Source organism: Streptomyces sp. 2A115 (assembly GCF_052245575.1).
Taxonomy (GTDB): Bacteria; Actinomycetota; Actinomycetes; order Streptomycetales; family Streptomycetaceae; genus Streptomyces.
The window spans coordinates 12,890-32,494 of record NZ_JBQQCG010000013.1; the positions used below are offsets into that span (position 1 = coordinate 12,890).

A 19,605-nucleotide genomic window follows, 5' to 3' on the forward strand; every position below is an offset into this window, starting at 1 on the left:
GTTCACTCGGCCACCCACGTGAGTCCGTCCTCCGAGGCCACCAGACCGCCGGGGCGCAGCGGGGTCTCCTCCTCCAACGGGCCGCCGAAGAGGCCCCGTTCCTGCAGGACCGTGCCCTCCTGGAAGACCTGGCGGATCGAGGCGGACTCGAAGAGCGGATTGCGCAGGCCGTCGGAGTCCGGGAGCCGGCCGACGGCATGGTCGAGTTCCGAGGCGGTGGTCGTCAGCCGGGCACCCGCCTGTCCGGGCCCGGCGAGGGACGTGTCGCCGGAGGCCAGTCCGCCCACCAGGTCGACGAACGCCTCCAGTTCCGTCGAGTCGACGTGGGTGACCTTGCGTGCCTTCCAGAAGTACGACCGTTCGTCCTGATGCATGTCGTAGAAGGAGACCAGGAACTCGTGGAACAGGCCGTACTCGTGCCGGTAGCGGGCCTCGAACTCGTCGAAGAGGCGGCCCTCGTCGAGCGTTCCGGCGAGGCCGCTGTTGATGGAGCGGGCCGCGAGCAGGGCGCCGTACGTGGCGAGGTGCACTCCGGAGGACAGCACCGGGTCGACGAAGCACGCCGCGTCGCCGACCAGCACCATGCCGGGCCGCCACAACCGTGACTTCCAGTACGACCAGTCCTTGCGGACCCGCACCTGGTCGTACGGCGCCTCGGTGGCCTGCGGCACCCCGTGCAGGAGGTCCCGGACCTCCGGGCAGGAGTCGATCAGCCCGCGCCAGGCCGTCACCGGGTCCTGCTGGATCGCGGCGGCGTTGTCCCGGCCGACCACCGCTCCGACGCTGGTGAGGTCGTCCCTCAGCGGGATGTACCAGAGCCAGCCCTCGTCGAAGGCGGCGCAGAAGATGTTGCCGTCGTTCGGCTTCGGGAGCCGCGCGCCGCCGGCGAAGTAGCCGAACACCGCGATGTTCCGGAAGAAGTCGGAGTACGTCCGCCTGCCGCCGACCTCGGCGTGGATCCGGCTGCCGTTGCCGGACGCGTCCACGACGTAACGGGCCCGGGCCTCGCGGATCTCCCCGGCGGGGCCCGTCCAGTTGACGCCCCTGACGCGTTCCTCGTCGGCGAGTACGCCCTTGACCCGGCAGCTCTCCCGTACGTCGACGCCGACCCGGCGGGCGTTGTCCAGCAGGATCGCGTCGAACCGGGACCGCTCGACCTGGTAGGCGAACGAGGTCGGGTCGGCCAGCCGCGGGGACAGGGCGAAGGAGAACTGCCACGGGTCCCGGTTCCGGCCCCAACGGAAGGTCCCGCCGCGCTTCGGCTTGAAGCCCGCCCGCGCGACCTCCTCCTCGACGCCCAGGATGCGGCACACCCCGTGCACGGTGGACGGGAGCAGCGACTCGCCGATCTGGTACCGGGGGAACGTCTGCTGCTCCAGCAGGAGGACGCGGTGGCCCCGCAGGGCGACGGCCGTGGCGGCGGTCGAACCGGCCGGGCCGCCGCCCACGACGATCACGTCGAACTCCTCGCTCTCCCAGGTCTCTCCGGTCTCATGGTCGGGGTTCACTGCTCTCCTCCTGCGGTCGGCGCCGACGGAGCCTCCGTGCGGCCGAGGGAATTGATCCAGGTGCGGACGGCCGCCGCCGTGGTCCGGGTGTGTTCCCGCATGAACGAGAAGTGGTCGCCGGGGACGTCGACACGGGTGTGCGGCAGCGGCCAGGAGGTCCGCCACTCGTCCGGGGCCGCGCCCGCCTCCATCGCGGGCGTCGGCCGGGTGGCCCGAACCAGCAGGGTGGGGGTGGCGACCGGCTCCGGCTCCCAGTCCAGGAACATGCGGGTGTACGCGCCCAGCGCCGCCACCCCGGTGTCCTCGTCCCCGGTGAACTGGTTCCCGCCCAGGCGCGGCGCGATCACAGCGGGCAGGGACAGCAGCCAGTCCTTGTCGCTGTTGCCGTCGTTGATGAGGTACGTGTCGAGCAGCACCTGTCCGACGGGCGGGCTCCCCATGGCTTCGAGTCGCCGGGTCACCGCGTGGGCGACCGCGCCTCCGGTGCTCACGCCGACGATCACGAAGGGCCGGTCGCCGACGTGCCGCAGCACCGTCTCCGCGTGCGTCCGGGCGAGCGTGTCCCGGTCGGCCGGCACGGCACGGCCCGCTCCGATGCCGGGGTGCGGGAGTTCGAGGACGTCCAGTTCGCCCTGGAAGTGGGCGTGGAATCCGGCGAATTCACCACTGGGCGCGGCGAAGGGCGGGTGGTACCCGGTGAGGAAGACGAGTACCGGCCCCTCAGGGGAACCGTCGGCGCGCCGCAGCGGAGGCAGGGCGTGCTCCCGGCCGGAGTCAGGGCCGAAGGTCGGCATCGCCCAGGAGGCCGTGACCAGCATGTGCATCGCCGCGACCACCTGCCCGGCCTCACAGACCCGCCGGTAGAGCGAGGAGAGCGTCTGCGCCGGCCGGTCGTCCGTAGGCGCGCGCTCCGGTTCCGGTGCGACGTCGGGCAGGTCGTCCAGCAGACCGAGTACGTGGCGGGCCAGCCCGCGGGCCGTCGGGTGCTCGAACACCACGGCGGCGGACAGCCTCAGCCGCAAGGCCATGCTCAGCCGGTTGCGGACCTGGACCGCCATCAGGGAGTCGAAGCCCAACTCGGCGAAGGACTTGCCGGTAGGCAGCGCGTCGGCATCCGGGTAGCCGAGGACCGCCGCCACGTCGGCGCTCATCAACTCCGCGAGGGCGTCCTCCCGTTGGGCGGCGGGCAGCCCGGCCAGCACCTTGCGCCACGCACCCGGCTCCGAGAGCTGCTCTGCACCGGGCGAAGAGTCGGTACCGGCACCATCCCCGGTTCCGGCGGCCGGCCTGCGTGGCGGCACCAGTCCGCGCAGCAGCGGCGGCAGGGGTCCCCGGGCAGACCTGAGAGCCCCCCGGTCCAGCAGGATCGGCGCCAGCACGGGCTCGCCCGCGCGCAGCGCCGCGTCGAACAGGGCCAGGCCCTGCCCCACGGAGAGCGCCCGGAGCACATCAGCGGCCGCCCGGTTCGGGACACCTGAACCCGCACGTGCACCAGCCGTCCGGCTCGGGACCCCTGCGTCCCCACCGGCCATGCCGGCCCCGTGCTCCCACGGTCCCCAGGCCAAGGACACGGCGGGCAGCCCCAGTCGGGAGCGGTGCCGGGCCAGGGCGTCCAGGAAGACGTTCGCCGCCGCGTAGTTGCCCTGGCCGGCGCGGCCCAGCAGGCCGGAGACCGAGGAGAACAGGACGAACGCCGACAGGTCCAGGTCCCGGGTCAGCTCGTGCAGATGCCAGGCCGCGTCCGCCTTCGGCCGCAGCACCGCCGCCATCCGCTCGGGTGTCAGCGCGGCAAGGACACCGTCGTCCAGCACCCCCGCCGCATGCACCACGGCGGTCAGCGCGGGCGAGCACCCCTTGATCACCTCGGCGAGCGCGGCGCGGTCGGCCGCGTCACAGGCCACGATCCGCACCTCGGCGCCCAACTCCTCCAGCATGACGCGCAGTTCCTCGGCATTCGGCGCCTGTGGCCCCTGCCGACCGGTGAGCAGCAGGTGCCGTACGCCGTGGGAGGCCACGAGATGGTGGGCGACTTCCGCGCCCAGAGCGCCGGTACCGCCGGTGATCAGGACCGTGCCGTCCGGCCCGAAGCTGCCGCTCCTGGCGGAGAGGTCGCCGACGCCGATCAGGCGCGGCACCGCCAAGTGCCCGTTACGAACAGAGAGTTGACTCTCATCGCCGGCCACCGCCGCAGGGAGCAGCCGCAGCGATTCCGGCCGCCCGTCCACGTCGACGAGGACGACACGCCCCGGCAGCTCCGCCTGTGCCGCACGCACCAGCCCCCACACAGCAGCCCCGGCCGGATCCGGGTCGGGTGCGGTCGCGTCCCGCGTCACCACCAACAGCCGGGAGCCCGCCGTCCGAGGGTCGCCCTGCCAGTCCTGGAGGGTACGGAGCACCTTGCCGGTCAGCCGGTGTACGGCGGGCAGTGGATCGGCATCCGTCACCGGGCCGCCGTCGACGGCCGTGACGACGACGGTGTCCGGTTCGGGTGCGTCGGTCCCCACGACGTCGGGGAGCGACCCGCGCAGATCCAGCTCGTCCGGGCCCACCAGCGCCCAGCGTCCGCCGGTCACGGGCCGCCGCTCGTCCTCCGATTCCTCGACCGCGGTCCACTCGGGGCGCAACAGGGCCCGGCGCACGACGTCGGCCGCCGATTCGACCGTCTCGGCGGGGAGTGCACGCGTGGTCAAGGAGTCCACGTGCGCCACCGGGCGCCCCGACGGGTCGGTCAGGGTGACCGAGACCGCGTCCGTCCCGCTCGGAGTGATCCGTACGCGTACCTCCGACGCACCCGTCGCGCACAGGCGTACGCCGTTCCACGCGAAGGGCACCCGGACCGTGTCGGAGTCGGGTGCCGAGTCCGTGAGGAGCGGGGCGTGCAGGGCCGCGTCCAGCAGTGCCGGATGGATCCCGAACCGGTCGGCGTGCCCCAACTCGACGTCGGGCAGGCGGACTTCCGCGAATATCTCGTCGCCGCGCCGCCAGGCCGCGCGTACGCCCCGGAAGGCCGGGCCGTAGGCGAGGCCGCCGTCCGCGAGGCTGTCGTACGCGTGGGCGAGGTCGACCTCGGTCGCGTCCTGCGGTGGCCACACCGCCGGTTCCGTCTCCGGCCGGGCGGTCTCCGTGCCGCCGAGGAGCCCTGTGGCGTGCCGGGTCCAGCCGGGCTCGGAGTCGTCCGTGGCGGGCCGGGCGTAGCAGTCGACCGGGCGTCGGCCGCAGTCGTCCGCCGGGCCCACGACGACTTGGACGCGAACGCCCGTGGCCGCGGGCAGGATCAGCGGGGCCAGGACCACGAGTTCGTCGAGCGTGCCGCAGCCGACCTCGTCGCCCGCCCGTACGGCCATCTCCACGAAGCCCGTCGCGGGGACCAGGGCCGTCCCGCCGATCACATGGTCGGCGAGCCACGGGTGGGTGGTGGCGGAGAGCAGGCCGGAGAACACCGTCCGGTCGGTGTCCGGCACGGTGAACGCCGGGCCCAGCAGCGGGTGTTCGCGCGGATCCACGGCGGGGGCGGGGCTGCGTGGCGCGTCCAGCCAGTACCGCTGCCGTTGGAAGGCGTACGTCGGCAGGTCGTCCACGTGCCGTGCACCGCTGCCCGCGAACACGGCGGGCCAGGCGACGCGCGTTCCACGCACATGGAGCCGGGCCACGGCGGCGAGCAGGGTCTTCGGTTCGGGATCGCCACCGCGGGTGGCGGCGGCACACACCGGGGCGGGGCCCTCGTCGTCCGGGCCGGTCAGACAGTCCTCGGCCGCGGCGGTCAGCGCGGGACCCGGGCCGATCTCCAGGAACGCCGACACCCCGTTGTCCCCGAGCCATCGCAGGGCGTCGGCGAACCGTACCGGCAGACGGGCGTGCCTCACCCAGTACTCCGGTGAACACAGTTCCCCGGCCTCGGCCGGGCGGCCCGACACGGCCGAGACGACCGGGATCCGCGGCGGCCGGAAGGTCAGCCCCTCGGCGACCCGGCGGAAGTCGTCGAGCATCGGTTCCACGAGTGGCGAGTGGAAGGCGTGGCCGACCCGCAGACGTACGGTCCTGCGACCTCGCGCCTCGAACACCGCCGCCACGGCCAGCACCGCATCCTCCACTCCCGAAATCACCACCGAGCGTGGCCCGTTGACCGAGGCGATCGCCACCTGGTCGCCGAGCGTGGGGAGTACGGCGAGAACTTCCTCCTCCGTCGCGTGCAGCGCCACCATCGCACCGCCATCGGGCAGGGCGTGCATCAACCTGCCCCGGGCCGCGACGAGTTCCGCCGCGTCGGCCAGGTCCAGCACTCCGGCGACATGGGCCGCCGCCAGTTCCCCCACGGAGTGCCCGGCCAGGAAGTCGGCGCGCACTCCCCAGGACTCCAGCAGCCGGAACAGCGCCACCTCGAACGCGAACAGACCGGCCTGGGTGAAGTCCGTACGGTCGAGCAGGGCGGCCTCCGGCGCACCCGGCTCCGCGGACAGCACCACGTCGAGAGGGTGTTCCAGGCGGCCGTCCAGAGCCCGGCAGACCTCGTCGAAGGCCGAGCCGAAGGCGGGGAAGGCGGCACGCAACTCCGCACCCATACGGGTACGTTGAGAGCCCTGGCCGGTGAACAGGAAGGCCGTACGGACGCCGGTATCGGCGACGGCACGTTCCGCGCCCGTGCCGTCGGCGAGCGCCTCCAGCGCGGTCAGCATCCGCGCCCGGTCGTCGGCCGGAACCATCGCCCGGTGGGCGAGCGGGGACCTCGACACGGCCAGGGAGAAGCCGACGTCGGTGGACGACAGGTGGGGCCGGGCCGCCAAGTGGACGGCGAGACGGCGGGCCTGGGAACGCAGGGCGGCCTCATCGACGCCGGAGAGCAGCCAGGGCACCGGCACCTCTGCGGTGCTCGGTCCGGTGTCGGGCGGCCGCGGGGCCTCCTCCAGGATCACGTGGGCGTTGGTTCCGCTGATGCCGAAGGCGGACACGCCGGCCCGGCGCGGCCGGGAGGCCGTCACCGGCCAGGGGCGGGACTCGGCCAGCAGTTCCACCCGGCCTGCCGACCAGTCGACGTGCGGGGTGGGTTCCTCCGCGTACAGCGTGCGCGGGAGCTGCTCGTGCCGCATGGCCTGCACCATCTTGATGACCCCGGCGACACCGGCGGCCGCCTGGGTGTGCCCCAGGTTGGACTTGACCGAGCCCAGCCACAGCGGTGGCCGGTCCTCGGCCCGCCCCTGTCCGTACGTGGCCAGCAGGGCCCCCGCCTCGACGGGGTCGCCGAGCGTGGTGCCCGTGCCGTGTGCCTCCACCACGTCCACGTCGTCCGCGCTGAGTGCGGCGTCGGCCAACGCCCGTGTGATCAGGCGCTGTTGGGCCTGGCCGTTCGGTGCCGTCAGGCCGTTGGAGGCGCCGTCGGAGTTGACGGCGGAGCCGCGCAGCACGGCCAGGACCGGGTGGCCGTTGCGGCGGGCGTCGGACAGCCGCTCCAGCAGCACCAGTCCCGCGCCCTCGCCCCAGGCGGTGCCGTCCGCCGAGGCCGAGAACGACTTGCAGCGGCCGTCGGGCGAGAGAGCGCGCTGTCGGCTGAAGGCCGTGAACGGCTTGGGCGTCGCCATCACAGTGACGCCGCCGGCGAGGGCCAGGGAGCACTCGCCGGAGCGCAACGCCTGCGCCGCCCAGTGCAGGGCCACCAGCGAGGACGAGCACGCGGTGTCCAGCGTGATCGACGGCCCGCGCAGGCCGTACACGTACGAGATCCGGCCGGAGGCCACGCTGCCCGCCGAGCCCAGGGCCAGATGGGCCTCCAGCTCGTTCCGGGTCAGGCGGGCGGAGTAGTCGCCGTGCATCACACCGACGAACACACCCGTGTCGCTCTCGCGCAGCGCCGCCGGGGCGATGCCCGCCCGCTCCCAGACCTCCCACGAGGTCTCGAGCAGCAGCCGCTGCTGCGGGTCCATGGCCAGCGCCTCGCGCGGCGATATCCCGAACAGGCCCGCGTCGAACTCCGCGGCCCGGTGCAGGAATCCGCCGCTGCGGGTGTACGACGTGCCGACCCGGTCCGGGTCCGGGTCGTACAGGGCGGGCAGGTCCCAGCCCCGGTCGGCGGGGAAGCCCGAGATCGCGTCCCGGCCCTCCGTCACCAGGTGCCACAGATCGTCGGGGGAGTGCACGTCGCCGGGGTAACGGCAGCCCATGGCGACGATCACCACGGGGTCGTCCGCTCCCGTTCCCGCGGCGAGGTGCGGCACAGCTGTGGGCGCCGGGGTGAAGAGAATGTCGTGCACGTGCCGGCTCAGGGCGGCCGGAGTGGGGTGGTCGAAGATCAGCGTCGAGGGGAGCCGCAGCCCGGTCGCCTCGCCGAGCCGGTCGATCAACGTGACGGCTCCCGCGGACGTCAGCCCGAGATCGGTGAACGGGCGGTCGGCGTCGGGCCGTTCGTACGGTCCCTCACCGCACACCCCGGCCGTCTCCGCGAGCACCGCCTCGCGCAGGGCGCGTTCCCGCCCCTCTTGCGGGAGGGCGAGCAGTCGTCGGCGCAGGGCACCCTCGGCCGCCGTCGGGGAGGCGGGGCGGACCTCGGTCGCCGGGCGGGCCAGGTCCGGCAGGACCGCGTGGCGGGCGATCTTGCCGGACGCCGTACGTGGGACGGCCGCGATCTCGCGGATCTCGACGGGCAGCTTGTACGCGGCCAGGCGCCCCCGGCACGCGGCCAGTACCCGCCGCGGGTCGAACCCGTCCGGTCCCGGAACGACGTAGGCCACCGGGACCTCACCGAGGACGTCGTGCGGCCTGCCCACCACCACCGCGTCCCGCACGCCGGGACAGTGCAGCAGGGCCTGCTCGATCTCGGTGGGGTGGATGTTCTCCCCGCCCCGGATGATCAGCTCGCTGACCCGGCCGGTAAGGGTGAGATGGCCGTGCGCGACGCGCCGCCCCAGGTCACCGGTGCGGTACCAGCCGTCCCGCAGCGCGGCCGCCGTCGCCTCGGCCTGGTTGTGGTAGCCGGTCATCAGACTCGGACCCCGCGCCCAGATCTCGCCCTCGTCGCCGTCCGCGACATCGTTGCCAGAGGCCGGATCGACCAGCCGTACGTCCATCCCCGGGACCGGCGGCCCACAGGACCCGTCGACCCTCGGCCCGTCCGGCCGGTTCACCGCGATCATCCCGCAGGTCTCGGTACTGCCGTACGCGTCGAGCAGCGGCGCCCCCAGAAGGTCCTCCACCGCCCGCCGCAGGGCCGGCGCACTCGGGGCGCCGGCCACGACGCACGTCCGCAGACCCGCCAGGGGTGAAGTGTCCTCGGCTGCCGACGCCACCAACTGGTGGTAGACGGCGGGCACCCCGGCCAGGACGGTGTAGGAGCCGCCGAGGGATGCGTGAGGTGTGCGCAACTCCCTCAACAGGCCCCCGGGCGGCAGCAGTTCGCCGGTGATCCGGGCGCTCGCGCCGACCGCGGCGACCCCCAGGATCGCCAGCGAGTGCCCGAAGCTGTGGAACAACGGGAGCGGCCAGAGCAGCCGGTCCTCGGGCGAGAGCCCGAAGATCGGCGCGTAACAGGCAGCCACCGACCACAGGGCCGCGCGCTGCGTGGACAGCACACCCTTGGGCCGGTGCGTGGTGCCGGAGGTGTAGAGCATCCAGGCCGGCTCGTCGAGCCCGAGGTCGTCCCGGGGCGGCACGGCGGGCTCCGCCTCGGCCACCTCCTCGAAGAGAACCGTGCCCTCGGGGGCGTCCGACGGGACCGGATCCGTACCGGTGAGCAGGACGCGCATACGGCCGGGCACGGCACCCGCGCGGTGCAGCCGGGCGAGGTGCGCGCGGTCGGTGACGACGACCGAGGCCCCGCTGTCCTCCAGGAAGTGGTCGAGTTCGGCGTCCGAGGACCGGGGGTTGAGAGGGACGCCAACCGCCGCCGCCCGGACGGTGGCGAGGACGCTCTCCACCATCTCCACGCAGTTGCCCAGGCAGATCGCGACCCGGTCCCCGCGCCGCACACCCGCCCCCGCGAGATGCGCGGCCAGCAGACCGGTGCGCCGCTCCAACTCGGCGTAGGTGACGTCCCGTGCGTCGTCGGCGTACGCCACGCGCAACGGTGACCTCTCGGCATGCGCCTTCAGCAGTTCCGGCAACGGCCGGATCAGCTCGTCGCGCGTCATGTACCCGCCCCTCCGGCACGTGCCGCAGCACGGCCGCCGTCAATCCCCTTGCAGAGCAACGGTATTGAGCGTAGGGGCAGGTCGGCCGGATGATCGAATGTTTCGACGACCGGCGTTGCGGCATACCGACTCACAGCACCACCACCGAGCGCAGGATGTCGCCGCACCAGGACGACTCCAGCGCGCCGCCGCGCCCGAACACATCGGGCAGGGGCAGTTCGAGCTTCATCTCCGGGGGACCCCCGGACCACCGTGCCGGCCAGGTCGCGGGCGTAGAAGGCCTGCTTGTAGGTCTCCGGGCGGCCACCGCCTCGATCAGTACGTCCGCGCCGAACCCGCCGCTGGGGGTCAAGGCGAAGACCTCCATGTGGTGCACCCAGGCGTGGATGACGGTCTCGGCGAGGGGGAACGGTTCGTCGCGGTCCGGGGCCGATGCCCTTGCCCTCGGCGGGGTCGCAGGTAGCCGCCGCCTGTGCGCCCTGCGACCGCTGTGTTGGCGATCGGCTTGCTGACGGGAGGCGGCCTCCCCCTGCCATTTCGGAACGGAAGCGTGGAGAGGGCCGATCAGAACTACTTGATGAAATCGCCAAACTGAGGGGGTGTTGGGGCGGCCGGACACCGCCAGGGCGGCGGCGAAGAAGAAGCGGATGCGCACGCGGCTGGTCGACGGGGAGAAGGCGAACCGGAAAGCGGGTGTGGGGCTGGCGGCCGACTACGGCGCGTTACTGTCTCCAAGCGCGTTGGACAAGCCCCGCCGGAGCGGAAGGAGCATCACCATGCTTCAACGGGCAATGACTGGGCCCTCCGGTGCGCAACGGCCGTCCAAGTCTTCAAACCGAGATCGCCCGCATTGCTGGGGGTCAAGGGGTCGCAGGTTCAAATCCTGTCGTCCCGACAGTGTGAAGGGTCTTCGCAGGCGAGAGCCTGTGGGGGCCCTTTTCGTGTGGGTCGTTCCCGATCTTCGGGGTTGAGCACGCCGCTCATCGGCGCCTTTACTCGGAGGTTTGCGAGGATGCCGCTGCTGGACCTGGACCAAGATCACTGCGGGGCTGTCGACGAACTGGTCGGGGTTCCTGCGCGACTGGGACCGCTCGCTGCGCTCGGGGAACTACCCCGAGACTCCCCGGTACAACTATCTGCTGGCGGCCGCCCAATTGGGCCGCTATCTGGGGGAGTACTCGCCGGATCCGGACGCCGACGCGGCGGCCCCTGGCGACTCGGGCCGTGGCCGAACCGGCGTGGGAGAACCACGGCCAGGTCCACGTGGTCGATTCGCTCTTCGACGCCTACCGGCTCGCCGACCTCTTCGACTCGGTGTTGCCGACCCTCGGCGCCGCCCGCTACACCGGCGGGTTGTGGGTGGGCAAGTTCCTGAAAACGGTCACCTACCAGGAGGTCCGCAACCTCGACGGCAGCGCGATGCTGGGCGAGGCACGCGGTCGCCTGTCCCGGCTGGAACGCTTCGAGGGACATGCTCGCTCGGATGATGTGCGCGCGGCCAAGTACGGCGCGGCTCCGCTGAGTTGGGCGCCGCGGGCCGTCCAGAACCAGAGTCCGTCTTCGAACCTGGTTCAGACCGACCGCATCACGGCGGACATCGAGGGTCGGGACGCGTGAGACGCGGTGAGAAGAGCGCCGTGCACGGCTGAGGACGCCGCCCGGGTGGCATAGCGAGCGGTGTCCGGGGGCCATGCGTCACGTTCCTGGTGGATCAGGAGACAAACCGCGCCGTGCACGCCGGCACACAGCAGCCTGGCGGTTTCGGTGGTGCTCTCCACCGGTACTCCGGCATCGACACAGGCTGCGACCTTGTCCCGGAAGTAGCGGAAACACGCGTCCTCGTTCTGGCGACTGGCCTCGGTGGCCTCGCCATCCATCACCAGTCGGTACTGGGAGGGATGGCGAAGCCCGAATGCGATGTAGGCGACGCAGGTTTCGTAGAGCGCCGTCACCGGATCCGGGCCCCCCCGGGACACTGCTTCCAACTCGACGAACAGTGAACTCCACACACGGAGGCACGTGGCGTGGACGAGTTCCCTCTTCGAGGCGAAGTGGAGGTAGACGGCCGGCGGGGTGACTCCCGCGCTTGTCGCCACCGCGCGAATCGTAAGAGCGTCGGCGCCACCGTCTTCGAGCAGCTGATCGGCGATGTCGAGAAGCTGGTCGCGGAGCAGGCCGCCCTGGCCCTTGGGGGCACGAACGCGGGAGCCGGTCACAGAAAGGGGCCTCCGGACGACAGCGGCATCAGGATGTCTTCGGTTTGACGGCGGTGACGACCTGGGTCACCCGGGCGCACAGTTCGCCTTCGGTATCGTGCACGTCGACCTCGATGACGGTGTTGCGACCCACACGCAGGGGACGAGCTGTCGCGACGACGTCTGTGTGCGCCGGCCGAAGGAAGTGCGTGGTCGACTCCACGGTGGCCGGTGCGGCGCCGGCCGGACCGTTGAGGGCGGCGCACACGGCACCGCTCACATCGGCCAGTCCCATCAACGCGCCCCCATGGAGGCCGCCGCCCACCGTGGAGAGCGAGAGGTCGTGCGCCAGCGTGGCTCGAACGCCGGCTGCCGTCATCTCGTCGAACACGACTCCGAGGGTTTTGGCGTACGGCGCGAGTGCGTAGACGTCTTCGGTTGCGAGTGTGGGCACGGGCTGCTCCCATCTGAGTTAAGGACGATAAGTTATCGACGTTAACTCAGGCAGTCAACCCGGGACTTCCGACCGGCCGGCCGCCTGACACGGCGAATCGGGCATCTCCCCTTGCCGGGCAACCCCGGCCCCGTCCTCCTCGCCTGCACGGCAGGTTCGCGTGCTCCACACCGTGCACGACTGACGTACGACGGCTACGAGGAAGTCCTCTTGCGAAGAGCGGGGGCCGTGTCGCCAGGTGTTGTGCCGACGCGGCCCAGCGACCGGTCGGCCGTGCAGAGGACCAGGAACACAGCGGCCACACCGATGAGCACCCAGGCCATGGCATGCAGTCCGGAACTGGTGGCGCCGTCGCGGAAGAACACGGCGCTCGCCGCCGCCGCGAACAGTGCGCCGATGTACATGAACGTGCGCAGCAGTCCCGCGGACGAGCCCATGCGGGCTGGGTCGGCCTGCGCGTACAGGGCATTCTGGTTGGCCAGCCCGATCAGTCCGTGAGGGAGGCCGGCGACCGCACTGAGTACGACGAGCAGCCAGACCGGACTGTCGGCACGAAGGAGCAACAACGCCGCGCAGCCGAGGCATTGGAAGAGCGCGCCGGTGGCGAGTCTGCCCCGCACCCGGCTACGGCGTCCCGTGAGTGCGGTGACACCGATGGCCGTCGCCGACAGCGGCAGCAGAAGCAGCCCGGCCTGCGACGCGCTGAGTCCTCGGCCCTCTTGGAGCCACTGGCCGTAGCCGTAGAAGAAGGCGTACGACGTGGTGTAGGCGAGGCACTGTCGGGTGAACGTGGCGAGCAGCGGTACGTTCCCGCCCAGGACTCGAAGATCTATGAACGGCTGTTCGGTGCGGAGTTCGCGGCGGACGAACACGCAACCCGCGGCCAGGCCCAGCACCGGCAGATTCCAGTGTGCGACTGCCGGGTTCATCAGGAAGAGCATGAACGCGGTCAGTGAGCCGGCGAACCACAGCATGCCCGGTACATCGATGCGGGTCGCCCTGCCGGGGGGCGTCGCGCGTGGCAGCCACAGTGCGCCCAGGACAAGGCACATGAGGGACAGCGGCACGTTGATGCCGAAGATCAGATGCCAGCCACCCGTACCGATCAGCAGGCCGCCGAGGGCCGGGCCGACGACCGCGATGACCTGGTTGGAGATCGACAGCGCGGCGAGGACGCCACTCGGGCTCTTCCGGCCGGTGCGCTCGGACTCGGAGCGCAACAGCCACATGGACGCCGGGAAGGCCGCCGAGGTTCCGAATCCCAGGAGGACGCGGGAGGCGACCAGTACCCACAGGTTCGGAGCGAGAGTGCCGAGCAGTCCGGCCAGGCCGGCCAGCGCGGTGCCCAGCAGGTAGAGCCGACGCGGACCGAACGCGTCGACAAGTCGGCCGATCACCGGCTGGCCGACAGCCGTCGCGAGGTAGAGGCCGGAGACGAGCCATGCCGTCTGCGAGGGCGGCACGCCGAAGGCGCGGCCGATGGGGACCAACGCGACCGCGAGCATCGAGGAGTTGATGGGGTTGAGAATCGAGCCCAGGATCATCGGTGCGATCAGGCGACGGTCGAAGCCGGCCTTCTCCTCGCGACGCTGTCTGCGCGCGGCTGTCCGAGTCACGCCTGCGCCACCTTGTCGAGCAGAGCCATGGCGGTGATGACCGCCCGTACCTCCTCCTCGGTGCCGTGCTCTTGCCCCTGCGAGGTCGGACCGTATCCCTCCGCGAACGCTGTACGCGAGGGCGTCGCGAGACCCCCATGGAGGACGGGACAGGCGAGGAGTTGGACCACTTGCGCGGACGGGGTGTGCGCCAGTGCGAGTGCGGCGCCGACGGCGAGGTCGGCTCCCGCGCTGGTGTCGGCCACCGCGATTCTGGTCGGCCGGGAGGAGTGGCCGGTCAGCGCGGCCGCGTTGGCCCGCACCCACTGGACGGCGTTGACGGCATCGTCGTAGGCGCACGGGAACCGGTGCTCGGGCGCGAGGTGGTAGTGGACGGAGACGACGCTTCGCCCGGTCACATCGCGCAGCATCCGCGCCTGCCCGTCGTGTGTGTCGAGGTCGCCCTTCACGAAGCCGCCGCCGTGGAAGAAGAGCACGACGCAGTCGTCGCGTGCGCCGGGGTGGACGCGGATGGGGAGTGAGCGCCCGTCGAGTGGTGCGACTCTGTCGCGGGAGTCGTTCGCTCGCGGCGGTGTATCGGTCGGCACCGGCTGCGGCGCTGGTTGCCGCGCGTAGCGCCCGGAGGTCGGGCGGACCGGCCCGCCCCCGTTTCACGGTCGGCCATCAGCTGGGCGACCTGTGGATCGAGTCGATGGTGGGTCACAGCTGTGGGACCTCCGGTGCACGGGGGCGCGGAGACGCGGACACATGCGTTTCGAGGAACCGCTGGACCGCGGGGAGGACCGCGAAGTGGTTGTGGCCGGTGCCGGGCACGATGTCGAGGCGTACGTCGATGCTGTGTTCGCGCCAGTTGGCGCGCAGCGCGTTGATACGTTCGATGCGGTTGGTCCCCGCGGTCACGGGCCGGCGCTCGCCGTCCGGCGCGAGTTCGGCCGCCTCGGTGTCGTTCTCGCCGATGACCAGTTGCACGGGAAGGCCGCGCAGAGCTGCCGGGTCGGCGTCGGTCCCGAACTGTTCCTTCATGTCGGCCGTGCCGTGCCACCACGCGGTCGTGGGGTCGAGGAGGCTGACGCGCCCGGGGGCGCCCACCGACAGGGACGCCAGTCGTCCGGGGTGGAGGTAGGCGAAGCGGTGGGCGAACTGGCCTCCGCCGGAGAAGCCGTGGAGGTGGAAGCGGTCGGCGCGCACATGCCAGCGGGCCGCGGCCTCGTCGACCATGTGGAGCAGGGCTTCGTCGGGGCGGAATCCGGCAGGGGAGAGGAGCTTGTAGCTGTCCACGTCGTTCGGGCCGGTGATCCCGGCGGGGAAGAGCGGGGCGAGAACAACGCAGTTGTGGCGGTCGGCGAAGTCGGCGAAGGCATCGCGGAGTGCTTCGGCGCGGCGCCGTGTTCCGTAGACGGTGACCACCAGGGGGAGGGGTGGGCCGTCGGGGGCGTGGTCGGTGGGGACGTAGAGGCAGTAGGAGAAACGGGGGTCGCGGGCGAGGGCGAAGAAGGCGGTGCGGCCGGTGAGGAAGGTGATTCCAGGGTGCCCGACGGGCAGGTCCCAGGGAGCCAGGGGGCGCTCGGCGGTCATGCGTGGTGCTCCTCGTCCACGTCGCTCACGGCGAGGTCCATCAGGGGGGCGTACTGCTGGCCCGCGTAGCAGTCGCTGTCGTGCAGGTCGCCCTGGACTGTCGGGCGGCGGAAGGAGACCTTCACGGCGAGAGCCAGCGGGTGGTTGACGAGCAGGATGTCGGCGGGGTCGGCGCCGTAGAGGTCGGCGAAGAGGTCCCTGCTGAGGAAGCCGCTGGCGACGAGGGCGTCATAGGCGGCCTGGTCGTGGCACATGAAGTCGAAGGTGAGGGTGAAGGGGCCGGCGTTCTTGGAACGCACCAGGGAGCAGTAGTCGAGCAGAGTGGTCATGGGTTACAACTCCTCGGTGGTGGTGCGGAACAGTTCCGTAGGACTGACGCCGGGGACGACGTGGTTGAGGGTGAACCTGTAGAGGGGGCCGCGGTCCATCTCGGGCGGGGAATACGGGTAGGCGAGGGTGGAGACCAGCCCGTCGTACTCCGGTATGGGCAGGTGGCTGCTTGCATGCGCGACGAAGGTGGCGACCGCGTGGGCGGTTGCCTGGTCGGGTGCCGTCACCGTGATGAGGACGCCGAGTTCGCGGGGGCGCAGCGATTCCGGTTCTGCGGTGGCCAGTACGGCCCCGTCGCCGTAGAGACGGAAGTCGATGTTGACGTCGTCGGGGTCCACGACGCCGCCGAACACGTCGAGGATCTTGTCCGCGAAGTACTTCTTGGCGAAGGGGAGCAGGTCGGGCAGGCGCCGGATGACCACCTGGTCGCGCACTCCTGCGACGATGACGGTCTGGTAGCCGACGAGTTCGGCTCCTTCGAGTTTGTTGCTGTAGCCGTCCGCGGGGACGAAGCGCGCTCCGCGTGCCCGGACGGTGCGTTCGTCGACCGCCTCATAAGTGGCGTCGCTGGTGTCGAGGGTGCCCGACGGCTCCGTGACGCGATACGGGTCGGCGTTCTCGTACAGCGTGTGGGCGGCTACGGACCGGGGGGTGAGGCGGCTGCCTTCGGCGAGCGTGGTGACATCGAAGTGGTCGTCCCGCAGGTGCACGAGCAGGCCGTTGGCGGAGGGGGGTATGGCGCAGGCGGCGCCGCATTCGATGGTCTTGGCCATGTGCCAGGTCAGGCCGGGGTCGGCGCCGAGCATGCGGGGGAGTGCGGCGAAGAGCGCGGTGTCGCTGGCGCGTCCGGCCAGGATGACTTCGCAGCCGGCCCCCAGAGCCTCCTGGATGGGCTCGACACCCATCATGGCGACTGTGTGACTGCGAGTGAACAGCTCCCGGTCGATCTCGGGGGCGTGCGGCAGCGGCTGGAGACGGCCGGTGTCGTACAGGTGCTGGAGACGTTCGACCGGCTGGTCGGAGTAGATCAGCGCGAGTTTGAAGTGCAGGTTCTCCGCCGCGGCGATGTCGCGAACGAGGGTGGCCACGCGGTCGACTCCCGTGTCACGGCCGCTGGTGCCGCAGGATCCGATGATCAGCGGCACACCCAACTCGTCGCGGGCGGTGAGCAGCAGGCGCAGGTCGCGGGCGACGGCCTGGTCGGAGAGCTTGGGGCTTCCCGAGCCGAGTGCGGCCGGCCCGGAGTCGGTCGATCCGGCGTCACAAGCGATGACGTGCGGCCGGGCCTCGACGCCGCGTTGGAAGGCGGCGGCGTCGAAGCCGGCGCCGAGTGCTCCGGTGGGAGCGAGGATGCGCAACTCCATGGGGTCTGTGTCCTTCGTGAGGGGTGAGGGATGACTGTTCAGTGCGTGGAAGGAGCGATACGGCGGGCCAGGCGGGTGAAGACGGCGAAGGTGACCGTGGCGAACACCGCGCCGTTCAGGAGCATGAAGCGCCATCCGGTCGCGTCGACGGTGAGGCCGAGCAGGGCGGGGCCGAGTGCCGCACCGGTGGACGAGGCGACGGTGTACAGGCCGGTGTAGGTGCCCAGGACGTGTCTGCTGGGAGCGAGGTTCCACAACGCGACGAGGGCGTTGACGGCGAAGGCCGCGTAGCCCACGGAAGCGATCACCATGGCGATGACCGTGCCGGGAACCGTGGGGACACAGAAGCCGATGAGCAGGCCGACGATGAACACGCCGACGCCGTAACGCATGGCGCGCACCTGACCCAGCCGGGACGAGGCGTAGGCGAGGGGGACGACACAGACCAGGAAGGCGACGGCGCCGGGGAGCGCGAGCCCACCGGCCGAGCCGCGGGACAGGCTCAGTGCCTCGGTGCCGTACGGGGTCAGCAGCGCGCGCAGGGCGGACCACATGCCGGCGAAGCAGAAGATGCCGAGCATGAGCAGGGACCGGGCGCGGGACGGGTCGCGCACCATGTCCTTGATGACGGCCCAGGGTGAGGCGAAGTCGGCGGATGGTGGCTTCGCGACGGGGTGCGTCTCGGTGGCGGAAGGCTGACCGGTGTGCGACAGCGTGGCGGTGTGGTGCCGGCGGCCCAGGAAGAACCAGGACGTGGTGAGCAGCAGCAGCATGAGGACGGGCGGGATGGCGAACGCCAGGGTGATGCTGCGGTCGACGACGAGCAGGCTGATCAGGGACGAGACGACGATCGTGAGACTGACGCCGGCCTTCACGAATCCCTGGGCCCTGCCCCGGTGGGAGGGGGCGACGTAGTCGGAGACCAGGGTCTCCGTGATGCCCTTGAACGCGTTGGCCATGGCCGCGAAGCCGACGACGCACAGCATGAGCAAGGGCAGACTGTGCGTCCAGGGGATCAGGGCGAAGGGCACCGAGGCCAGGGCGGCTCCGGTCAGGATGATCGCCCATCGGCCCTTGCCGTCGCGTGCACGACGGTCGGACAGGAATCCCATCCAGGGCTGGATCAGGACCCCGAGGACGTTGTCCATGCCCATGATCAACCCGACGAGGCCGGCGGAGACGATGTACTGCCGCAGCTCGGAGGGGACCTGGGCGTCGTAGAAGTTCCACACCGATTCCTGGGCGAAGACGGCCAGGGTCACCCACAGGACCGACGTGGCGCTCATCCGCCGTGGGATGGCGGGTCTTCCCTCGGCTGGGGCGTCCGCGGGGGTGTCCTCAAGAGGCTCGGGCTGAGAGGCGATGTTGGGCATGGCGGCTCCTTTGCCATATGCCATAGCATGTACGTTGTGCGGCCGACCGATCCACCTGCCGGCAGATGGATCGGTATGCGCGCGGGTGCCTCTTCGGACTCAGCTATTTGCTATAGCGCTAGCGAGAGAGGACGGCCACTTCGGCGACTCTCAGTGCGAGAAACGCGCCGTGAGCAGGGAGGAGCTCGACGCCTGACTGTGCGCGTTCATCAGCTCTTCCGCACGCCTGCCGTTTCCGGCGGCGATGGCGTCGTAGATGGCACGGTGCTGGTGATAGCGCGCATCCACGGCGCTGCGCCGTTCGTCGCTGACCTCGGACAGGACGCTGTTGCGTCGTTCGTCCGCGCCGAAGGCGTCGACCATGTGCAGCATCTGCAGCAATGTCGCGTTCCCGCCGGCCTGGTCCACCAGGCTGTGGAACTGCCGCATGCAGTGCAGGATCTCCTCGATCAGCTTCCGCTCTTCGTCACTGCCGGGAATGAGTTCGACCGTCTGGCCGCGCAGGCGGTCGGCCTTGTCGAGGACGGCATGCATCTGCCGTCTCTGCTCCGCGGTCGACTTCTCCGCGGCCAGACGTGCGGCCAGTGCGCGAAGCGAGTCCCCGATCATGGAGAACTCCCGCAGCTCCTCCTTGGCGTACTTCGCGATGCGCACCGAACGTGGGCCGGTTCGCTCCACCAGTCGGTCCTGCTCCAGACGGCGCAACGCCTCACGTACCGGTGTCGCGCTGATGTCGAGAGACTCGGCCAGCCCCCGCTCGGTCACCTTCTGGCCCCGTTCGAGGACGCCCGAGACGATCGCCTCATGGATCGCCGTGTACGCCTGGTCACCCAGGGTCGCGGAGATCGTGAGCTGCGGAAGCTGTCCCATGAGCAGTACCGTATTTGCTACAGCAGAATTGTCAACCAGTTGCGGGCGGGTGAATTCCGGCGGGCCCTGGTGGCCGGCCGCCACCAGGCAACCGTCAAGGAACGCTCAGGTTCACTGCGGGCCGACCGTCAAGTGGCGTGTGAATGATGGGTCAGGTCATCCCGGAAACCAGTCAGGCCTGAGCTCTTGTGCCGGACGGGCGGTGA

12 protein-coding genes and 1 pseudogene are annotated in these 19,605 nt (G+C 71.1%); 1 reads left to right on the top strand and 12 read right to left on the bottom strand.

All coding sequences use genetic code 11. The features are described 5' to 3' along the window. Positions 1–2: 2 nt before the first annotated feature. The 3 genes and pseudogenes from ACTWQR_RS13980 to ACTWQR_RS13990 all read right to left on the bottom strand — a co-directional run. Positions 3–1,508: a tryptophan 7-halogenase gene (locus ACTWQR_RS13980; protein ID WP_443227344.1), complete on the bottom strand. Its 1,506-nt coding sequence runs from the start codon at positions 1,506–1,508 to the stop codon at positions 3–5. Continuing rightward, positions 1,505–9,622: a type I polyketide synthase gene (locus tag ACTWQR_RS13985; RefSeq protein WP_443227345.1), complete on the bottom strand. Its 8,118-nt coding sequence runs from the start codon at positions 9,620–9,622 to the stop codon at positions 1,505–1,507. The genes ACTWQR_RS13980 and ACTWQR_RS13985 overlap by 4 nt, the downstream gene beginning before the upstream one ends. A 145-nt stretch (positions 9,623–9,767) precedes the next feature. Continuing rightward, positions 9,768–9,965 (bottom strand): annotated as a pseudogene (locus tag ACTWQR_RS13990) (S-(hydroxymethyl)mycothiol dehydrogenase); the annotation flags it as partial. A gap of 881 nt (positions 9,966–10,846) precedes the next feature. On the opposite strand from ACTWQR_RS13990, the gene ACTWQR_RS13995 reads away from it, so the two are divergent. Next, entirely contained in the window at positions 10,847–11,239 is a 393-nt protein-coding gene (locus ACTWQR_RS13995; protein ID WP_443227346.1) for a histidinol dehydrogenase, read from the top strand. On the opposite strand, the gene ACTWQR_RS14000 is transcribed toward ACTWQR_RS13995, so the two are convergent. The 9 genes from ACTWQR_RS14000 to ACTWQR_RS14040 all read right to left on the bottom strand — a co-directional run bounded on the left by ACTWQR_RS14000 (position 11,194) and on the right by ACTWQR_RS14040 (position 19,399). Beyond that, positions 11,194–11,838 (bottom strand): TetR/AcrR family transcriptional regulator, encoded by a 645-nt coding sequence (locus ACTWQR_RS14000; RefSeq protein ID WP_443227347.1) that lies wholly within the window; start codon positions 11,836–11,838, stop codon positions 11,194–11,196. The two genes, ACTWQR_RS13995 and ACTWQR_RS14000, sit on opposite strands and share 46 nt — an antisense overlap. A gap of 28 nt (positions 11,839–11,866) precedes the next feature. After that, complete coding sequence (locus ACTWQR_RS14005) at positions 11,867–12,271, bottom strand: PaaI family thioesterase (RefSeq protein ID WP_443227348.1); 405 nt, start codon at positions 12,269–12,271, stop codon at positions 11,867–11,869. A gap of 194 nt (positions 12,272–12,465) precedes the next feature. Further along, entirely contained in the window at positions 12,466–13,815 is a 1,350-nt protein-coding gene (locus tag ACTWQR_RS14010) for an MFS transporter (RefSeq protein ID WP_443227457.1), read from the bottom strand. 68 nt (positions 13,816–13,883) lie between these two features. After that, positions 13,884–14,363 (bottom strand): alpha/beta hydrolase fold domain-containing protein, encoded by a 480-nt coding sequence (locus ACTWQR_RS14015; RefSeq protein ID WP_443227349.1) that lies wholly within the window; start codon positions 14,361–14,363, stop codon positions 13,884–13,886. A gap of 223 nt (positions 14,364–14,586) precedes the next feature. Then, positions 14,587–15,462, bottom strand: coding sequence for a poly(aspartic acid) hydrolase (locus ACTWQR_RS14020; protein WP_443227350.1), 876 nt, complete (start codon positions 15,460–15,462; stop codon positions 14,587–14,589). After that, positions 15,459–15,791 carry a DUF4387 domain-containing protein gene (locus ACTWQR_RS14025; protein WP_443227351.1) on the bottom strand — a complete coding sequence of 111 codons (333 nt, stop codon included), beginning with the start codon at positions 15,789–15,791 and terminating at the stop codon, positions 15,459–15,461. Before ACTWQR_RS14025 ends, ACTWQR_RS14020 begins: the two co-directional genes overlap by 4 nt. A gap of 3 nt (positions 15,792–15,794) precedes the next feature. Further along, a complete protein-coding gene (locus tag ACTWQR_RS14030) occupies positions 15,795–17,156 on the bottom strand; it encodes an acyclic terpene utilization AtuA family protein (protein WP_443227352.1) in 1,362 nt (453 codons plus the stop codon). A 38-nt stretch (positions 17,157–17,194) separates the two neighbouring features. After that, the gene (locus ACTWQR_RS14035) at positions 17,195–18,529 is read right to left on the bottom strand and encodes an MFS transporter (RefSeq protein WP_443227353.1); all 1,335 of its coding nucleotides are present in this window, start codon (positions 18,527–18,529) and stop codon (positions 17,195–17,197) included. Positions 18,530–18,679: 150 nt separating this feature from the next. Further along, positions 18,680–19,399 (bottom strand): GntR family transcriptional regulator, encoded by a 720-nt coding sequence (locus tag ACTWQR_RS14040; protein WP_443227354.1) that lies wholly within the window; start codon positions 19,397–19,399, stop codon positions 18,680–18,682. Positions 19,400–19,605 lie beyond the last annotated feature (206 nt).

Excerpts from the sequence above, each read along its gene's own strand:
- ACTWQR_RS13985 (WP_443227345.1), bottom strand. The coding sequence starts at position 9,622 with ATGACGCGCGACGAGCTGATCCGGCCGTTGCCGGAACTGCTGAAGGCG.
- ACTWQR_RS14010 (WP_443227457.1), bottom strand. The coding sequence starts at position 13,815 with ATGATCCTGGGCTCGATTCTCAACCCCATCAACTCCTCGATGCTCGCG.
- ACTWQR_RS14020 (WP_443227350.1), bottom strand. The coding sequence starts at position 15,462 with ATGACCGCCGAGCGCCCCCTGGCTCCCTGGGACCTGCCCGTCGGGCAC.
- ACTWQR_RS14025 (WP_443227351.1), bottom strand. The coding sequence starts at position 15,791 with ATGACCACTCTGCTCGACTACTGCTCCCTGGTGCGTTCCAAGAACGCC.
- ACTWQR_RS14030 (WP_443227352.1), bottom strand. The coding sequence starts at position 17,156 with ATGGAGTTGCGCATCCTCGCTCCCACCGGAGCACTCGGCGCCGGCTTC.
- ACTWQR_RS14035 (WP_443227353.1), bottom strand. The coding sequence starts at position 18,529 with ATGCCCAACATCGCCTCTCAGCCCGAGCCTCTTGAGGACACCCCCGCG.
- ACTWQR_RS14040 (WP_443227354.1), bottom strand. The coding sequence starts at position 19,399 with ATGGGACAGCTTCCGCAGCTCACGATCTCCGCGACCCTGGGTGACCAG.